The sequence below is a fragment of the Cupriavidus sp. 01L46 genome (assembly GCF_056399905.1).
Genome location: NZ_JBFTSF010000298.1, coordinates 1 through 7,136, shown reverse-complemented (window position 1 = coordinate 7,136; position 7,136 = coordinate 1). Strand labels below are relative to the sequence as shown.

Annotated in this window: 8 protein-coding genes; all 8 read right to left on the bottom strand. The window is 64.2% G+C overall.

Features of this window, described 5'->3' with window-relative positions:
• Window positions 1-130 precede the first annotated feature (130 nt).
• Entirely contained in the window at window positions 131-526 is a 396-nt protein-coding gene (locus AC1DS3_RS32190; RefSeq protein ID WP_441640740.1) for a type IV pilin protein, read from the bottom strand.
• A gap of 8 nt (window positions 527-534) precedes the next feature.
• Window positions 535-1,053 carry a type II secretion system protein gene (locus AC1DS3_RS32185; protein ID WP_477128742.1) on the bottom strand — a complete coding sequence of 173 codons (519 nt, stop codon included), beginning with the start codon at window positions 1,051-1,053 and terminating at the stop codon, window positions 535-537.
• Window positions 1,054-1,056: 3 nt separating this feature from the next.
• Window positions 1,057-3,369, bottom strand: coding sequence for a secretin N-terminal domain-containing protein (locus AC1DS3_RS32180; protein ID WP_441640720.1), 2,313 nt, complete (start codon window positions 3,367-3,369; stop codon window positions 1,057-1,059).
• On the bottom strand, window positions 3,370-3,981 hold the full coding sequence (locus AC1DS3_RS32175) for a hypothetical protein (RefSeq protein ID WP_441640719.1): 612 nt from the start codon (window positions 3,979-3,981) through the stop codon (window positions 3,370-3,372).
• A complete protein-coding gene (locus tag AC1DS3_RS32170) occupies window positions 3,978-4,544 on the bottom strand; it encodes a hypothetical protein (protein WP_441640739.1) in 567 nt (188 codons plus the stop codon). The genes AC1DS3_RS32175 and AC1DS3_RS32170 overlap by 4 nt, the downstream gene beginning before the upstream one ends.
• Entirely contained in the window at window positions 4,541-5,071 is a 531-nt protein-coding gene (locus tag AC1DS3_RS32165; RefSeq protein ID WP_477128741.1) for a hypothetical protein, read from the bottom strand. Before AC1DS3_RS32165 ends, AC1DS3_RS32170 begins: the two co-directional genes overlap by 4 nt.
• Entirely contained in the window at window positions 5,068-5,976 is a 909-nt protein-coding gene (locus tag AC1DS3_RS32160; protein ID WP_441640717.1) for a hypothetical protein, read from the bottom strand. The genes AC1DS3_RS32165 and AC1DS3_RS32160 overlap by 4 nt, the downstream gene beginning before the upstream one ends.
• Window positions 5,957-7,136, bottom strand: a 1,180-nt coding sequence (locus AC1DS3_RS32155; RefSeq protein WP_477128740.1) for a GspE/PulE family protein, incomplete at its 5' end; no start/stop codon positions are given. The genes AC1DS3_RS32160 and AC1DS3_RS32155, both read right to left, overlap by 20 nt.

The following is a 7,136-nucleotide window of genomic DNA, read 5'->3' as shown; positions in this document are numbered from 1 at the left end:
CAGACATCGAGCGCGCCCATCAATGCCACTGAAACAAGGATCAGGGCAATCAGCAATGCCAGCATCACCAAGCCATGGGCGCCATTGCCCTGGCGATGACGCATCGGACGACGCTGCCGGCGGGCGCAGGTCATTTCGCGGGGCCGGGGGCCGCGGCAGCAACCGGAACAGCGGCCGCTTCGCTGGCCGGCGCAACGTCATAGACCCCCGTCTTGTCCGCATCCGGCGAGGCAATCACTGTCCATGCGGTACCGCCCATGACGGGATCTTCGGGAACACTACGCAGATAGTGCTTTTGCACCAGCTCGTCCAGGTTCTCCGGATACTGGCCGTTGTCGCCGTAGTATTTATCGATCGCGTCCCGCATCACGGCCAGGTTCTGCCGCTGCACCTGCTCCTTGCCCCGATCGATGCTGTGCAGGTAGCGCGGCAGCGCGATCGTTAGCAGCAAACCGATGATCGCCATCACGACCACCAGTTCGATCAAGGTAAACCCATGGAGCCATTGGCCGCGAGCGGGCTTCATCATGCGCCTCACCATTCTTTGTAGGGAATGCCGTCGAGACCCAGGCGTTCCGCCCTGGAAGACACGTCAAACACGTCATTGCCGCCTTGCGGATTGCTCTMCACGCTGCCATAGGCTCGCAGGTTCCACGTTTCCTCCGCCGGCGTGGTGGCGTCGCCGGTGAAGAACGGATCGCGCGGCACGCTGCGCAGGAACATCAGCAACCCCGCCTTCGGGTCCTTGGCATTCTTGACCCCGGTTACCAGCACGGTCAGCGTCGGCGGATAGCCCGACGCCCCCACCTCCTTCTCGATCAACCCAAAGTCACTGGCGTCCTTGTAGGCGTCCAGGGCGGTACGGATCTGCCGCAGCGCCAGCCTCAGCTCCTGCTCCTTTTCGCGCTGCACCATCAACTCCGAGAATGGCACGATCGCCAGCGCGACGATACCCACCAGCGCCAGCGTCACCACCAGCTCTATCAGGGTGAAGCCGCGGCCATACAGGCGCCAGCGGCCGCGGCAAGGCGTTGTCCGGGTCGCGGGCGTCATAGGTCAGTGCGCTCCCGGGATCGGATAGAGGGGGTTCTCGGTCGCCATCTCGTTCGACGGCATCTTCACGATGGGCGCGGGCGGCTGTGCGGGCGCCACCGGGGGTGGCGGCACCGGCGGCACCACAGCCGCAGCGGCTGCGTCCTGCGCTGCTGCGCTCGCATCGGCCGGGGCGGAAGCGGCGGCGGCTGGCGCCGGCGGCGCGGCCTGGATGGCCGGGAACCGCGCCGCGAACGGATCGGGCGGCGGAGTCGTCCGAGGCGCCGCGGGTGGCAGGCCCAGCGAGCCTCTCGGAGGCACCACGAGGGGTGCGGGCGGCACCGCGCTGCCGGCCGCCGCAGCCTTTGCATTGCCTCCAACCGCGGCCCCGTCGATACTCGCCGGCGCGACGGGTGCTACGGGAACTGGCGGGGAGACGGTCCCGCCCCCAACCCGGCCCGGCTTGAAAGGCGTGCCGGGCGCGGCAACCGGAGCTTCAGCGCTGGTGGCATCGAGACGCAACTGCTCGGTGCGCACATTGGTATCCGTCCCGGACCAGATTTCACGCGTATCGGCATCCGCGACGCGTTGAGGACGGATGATGTGCGGGGTGATCTGCAAAACGATTTCCGTCTTGACGTGGTCGCCGTTGTGATCCGAAAACAAGCGCCCGAGCACCGGCAACTGGCCCAGGCCAGGCACCTTCTCCGCCGTGGTGCGATCGGCATCCGAAATCAGGCCGCCGAGGACCTGTGTCTCGCCGTCCCTGAGTCGCAGACTGGTCGATGCGCTGCGTGTGCCGATCTGGTAAGCCAGCGAGCTGAGGCCGGTCTGTGCGTTGCTGCTCGATATTGTCTTCGTGATGTTGCTGACCTCGAGACTGATCTTGATGCCGACGTCGTCGTCGCGGTAGACCTGCGGCTCCACCTCAAGCTTGATACCGACATCCAGGTACTGGATATTTTGCGCATAGGAAGGGCCACTGGTGCTCGGGGTGCTCGAACTCGATATCACCGGCACCTTGTCGCCAATCAGGATCTTTGCTTTTTCCTTGTTACGGGTGCGGATGCGAGGACTCGCAAGCAGGTTCGCATCGGTATCCGTCAGCTTGAAGTTGGCCGTTGCCGACAGCCCGCTGACCACCAGCTGGTTGATCGGCAGCGTGTGCAGGGCGCCCCATGTGGACGCCGTATTTGGCGTGGCCATCGTGAAGCTGTTCGGCCATGCGATTCCCAGGTCCGTCAGCCGTTCATGCGAGACTTCCAGGACTTGCACCTCCAGCATGACCTCGGGTTCGGGAAGATCCTGTGCGGCGATCAGCTGTTCCGCGAGCCGAATGGTGTCGGGCGTTCCGCGAATCGACAGGGTATTGGCATGTTCGTCAATCACGATCTCCTTGATCTTCAACAAGCTCTTCAACAAGGCCTGCACCTGTTTGGCGTCGATGTTCGACAACTGGAAGGTGCGGACCTTCAGCTCCTGGTACTCCAGTTGCTTGTTTGGCGTGGCTGGATAGATGAAGAGCGTGTTCGCATTCAGGACCTTCTTGTCCAGTTGGTTTTGCAACAAGATCAGATTGACCGCGTCCTCGATCGCGGCGTTGGTCACGAAGATCGTCGTCTTGAGGTCGGTGCGCACATCACGGTCAAAGATGACATTCAGGCCCGACGTGCGCGATAGTGCTTCAAAGACCATCCGCACGTTCGCGTCGCGAAACTGCAGCGTCACCGGCGTACGCATGATCGACGCGGCCGCGCTCTTCTCCTCGCGCGCGGCCCGCAGCTGCCGCCGCTTGTCTTCGATCAGCCTCTTCATCTGCTGTGCCTGGACGTTGGTCGGATTCTCCGCGAGCACGTCGCGCACACGTTCCGCCGCGCTGTCATACGATCCGCGTTCAAGCATCCGCTGAACCTCCGCCAGGATGACAAGATCGCGCATATCGATCTGTAGCGCCGCGCCCAGCTTCCGCCCTCGCTCGCTGGTGGGATCGATCCTGCTCGCCTCATCGAGCTTCAGCACGGCTTCATGAAACTGGTAGCTGGCTCGCAGCCGATCCACTTCATCCAGAATTGCGTTCATCTGGCCGTTGCGTTCGTGCATGTAGTTCAGCTGTACCTGCGCATCGGTGGGCTGGCGAATGCTCGCGTTACGCAACGCGCCTGGCTCCACCGCGCAGCCACCGAGCACCATCGCGATCAGCGCCGCACTGAATCGACGCGCGTGGTAGCTGGCATAAGACGCGCGAGGAGCCGTGCAACCTGACGCGGCTATTGACCTGAGGGACGCGTCGCAGCGCTCTACTCTGCAGGCGGCGTCCGATCTGCACCGGGATTTCATTTACTTTCCTTCGCCCTGGGTGGACATGAACTGTTTCACGTTAAGCGGCAGATAGGTAAAGGTCGCACCTGTTGCCGTGATCGCCTCGAGGCGGTATTGCCCGTCAATCACATCCCCCAACGATACGATCAACAAGTGGTCGCCGCTGCTCAGGAACACTTGCTCCTTCGATACGTCCGCACCCAGCGCGCCCACATAGGCAAACGGCAACGGCGGCGCCGTGGGTGCCGGGGGAGGCGGGGCCGCAGCGGGCGGTGCCGGTGGCGCAGGCGGGGGAAGCCAGGACGAAACGCTGAATGGATCGTGGCCCGTATCTGGCGACAGCGGCGCACGCAACGCCGCAAGCTGTTCGCGCGGCGCGACCTCGGCAACCAGGCGCGCCGCGGGCTCGCTCGCCGCAGCTTGCGTGCGCCGCGGTGCCTCAGCTATCGAAGCCGGAGGGGCGGCGGGCATGACGCCTGACCTGCTCGGCAGGCTGCGTCCATAAGCAGCCCTGATGGCAGAGGCCACGGCCGGCACGCGGAGCTCCGGCGCTTGGTCCCAACCAATCAATGCGGCGGTCGCCAGAACCATGCCGGCAATCAGTATTCTCCGGACCAATGCGCTGTTCATGGCCGGCTCGTCCGATAGATCAGATCGAAGCGGATACGGGCATCGAGAACATTGCCGTCCACCGCTGGCCGTTCGACATGGATCTCCTGCAGCGCGGCGTTTGGCACGCTGTTGAGAACGGATGCAACAAAACGGCGAATCGTGCCGTACTGATCCTTGACTGGCAGCACGACCTGGTAGTGCGTAAATCCTGCCCCAGGCTCCGTAACGATCTGGTACTGTGCCGATCCCAGGGTCAGATGGCTCTCGCGCGCCTGGGAGAAGATCACGGCGATGTCGTTCCCRCTCTCGGCGAAGGTCGTGAACAAAGCCGGCAGCTTACCCAGGGAATTCACTTCGGCCGGGACCCGGCCAGCGTCGCCAGGATATCGTGCTTTCGCGGCACGGGCCTGCCGTGCGCTGTCAAGCAAGCCTCTGGTCTGCGCCTGCACGGTGGGAACCGCGGCCCATGTCGCGGCGGCCACACCTAGCGCCAGCGCGCCAAGCAGGCCTGGCACGCCAAATGCGCGCCGCATCTCGAAATGCAGCGTCAACAGCAGATCGGCAAGCCGGCGGGTCGTCATGGCTTTCTCCACACTGCGACGATCTGGAAGCGCACCGGCGTCCCGGGCACGTTGGTCTCGATCAGGTGACCGCTCAACACCGCCTCGTGCAGGAGCTCGCTGCCCTGCAGATACTTCAGGTAGGCGATCATCCCGTCGGCATCCTTGGCTTCCGCCGTGATGCGGATCTGGCTCTGCGCGGGACTTTGATCAATACCGATCAGCGCAACATCGCGGGCAGGATAATCTTCCACGATGGACAGCAGGCTCTGCCATGGCACGGTAAGCTCGCGCAGGATCGCCTCGCCCTGCTTTTCGGCCAATCTGGCGGCAGGCGTGGGCGCGGTCTTGGGCGGGTGCTGACTGGCGTTCTCTTCGCGCGCTGCTATGCCGAACTGGGTTCGGRCACGATCATTGTCCTGATAGGMGAGCCACAGAGCCCTGGCGCTGAGCAGCAGCATCAATCCCGCCAGAACCAGCAGCACGACGCCGCCTGGAGCCAATGTTGCCGGGCGCCGGCTGAAGTCGATCTTGAGCAGCGGCATCATAGCGCGAACCCCATCAAGCGCAGCGGGGCTGCTGCACTCGACACGATCCCCTGCGGGCGGCGCACGGTGGCGAACCGCCGCTCGAATGCAGAGGGATCAAGGTCGATCCCGCCTAGATAGATCGTGCAGTCCTCTCGCCGCGTATTGGAGAACCGCTCGAAGACTTGTTCGGTAATGGCCGCAAGCCGCGATGTATCGGCGACATCGTCGGCAAACAGACGGTGCGCGCCATAGGCGACCCAGCGGTTGTGGTCCATCAGCACGGCGTGCAGTACGGTTTCGGCCACCACCACCAGCATCGAAGCGCTGCCGCCGACGCTGTGGCGGGCCCGATTCATCGCCTGAGGCAGCCCGAGCATCAGGCTTTGCACTTCCACGCTTGCCGCCGCGCTGACATCGCGGATGCCATCGTGCAGCGATCTCGACAACGCGCTGGCAAACACGGCCCTGCCGCCCCGCTGCACCACGGTGCGGATCATGATGGCATCGCCATCGAGCCCGAACGTCTCCGCGAAATAGCTCCGGGCGATATCTTCTACCTCCCGCGCGCGCATGGTGCGGAAGTCGCCCCGCAGGATCCCGTGATTGGCCCAGAAATCATCCAGCACGATGAACGCACGGCGCTTCGATTTCGTCGCACGTTCAGGAACACCGGGGGCTTGCGCCAATGCCTGACGCAGGACGTCGAGCGCTCCTTGCTCGGAGAAGTGCTGTGCCTCGACCATCGCGATGCTGGCGTGCTCGATGACCGGCGGCATGGACGGCGGCGCGCTGACAGCCTTTGCCCCGCGGCGCGCGCGCTGCGCCAGGCGCAGCAGATACTGCAGCCTCGTGGGGCGCACCCCGACCGCGGCGGCACAGGTGCCCAGCCCGATTGCGAGGACCTCATTCGACGATCGTGACACGATTGATCTCCTCGAGGGTCGTTTCGCCCTTCGCCATCAGCCGGACCGCCGCAGTGCGCAGGGTCTCCATCCCGTGGCGCAGCGCCGCGCTCTTGATGCGGCCAAGYGGCGCCCGCTCCGACAGCAGTTCGCGCAATTCGTCGTTCATCCGCAGCGCCTCCGCAATGGCGCGTCGCCCACGATAGCCCGAGCCACGACAGGCGGCGCAGCCAAGCCCCCTGCGGAAGCGAAAGCCCGCTGCCATCTCAGGATCGATCCCGGCACGTGCCAGCGCGTCCGCGTCTCCCGCCTCCTCGATCGCGCAATCGGCGCAGCACTGGCGAACCAGGCGTTGCGCCACCACGCCGTTCAACGCGGACACAAAGCTATAGGGATCGACGTCCATATTGGTGAAGCGGCCGATCACATCGAACACGTTGTTCGCGTGCACGGTCGTAAAGACCTGATGCCCCGTGAGCGCCGCCTGCACGGCGATCTGCGCGGTCTCGGGATCGCGGATTTCGCCGACCATGATCTTGTCGGGATCGTGTCGCAGGATCGAACGCAGCCCCCGGGCGAACGTCAGCCCCTTCGCTTCGTTCACCGGAATCTGGAGGATGTCGCCCAACTGATACTCAACCGGGTCTTCAATCGTCACGATCTTGTCGAGGCCGTCGTTGATTTCGGTCAGGATTGCGTAAAGGGTGGTAGTCTTGCCACTGCCCGTGGGCCCGGTCACTAGCAGCATGCCGTACGGCATCGAAGCGACCGAGCGCATGAAGCGCATATCGGCCTCCTGGAAGCCGAGCGCCTCGAGCGTCAAGCCACCCGACGCCTGCGATAGCTGGTAGCGATCGAGAATGCGAAGAACGGCATCCTCGCCGAACAGGTTCGGCATGATCGACACGCGAAAATCGATGTCCCGCCCCGCATATTGGGCCTTGAAGCGACCATCCTGCGGCACCCGCCGCTCGGCGATATCGAGCTCCGAGATCACCTTGACGCGCGACAGCACCTGGTCGGCAACGCCTCGCCCTTCCGCGCGGCCGACCACCGTCAGCACACCGTCCACACGGCACTTGATCACCAGGCCGTTCGCCCGGCATTCAAGGTGAATATCGCTGGCCTTCATTTTCAATGCGTCGTAGATCGTCGAATTGAGCAGGCGCACGACCGCGCTG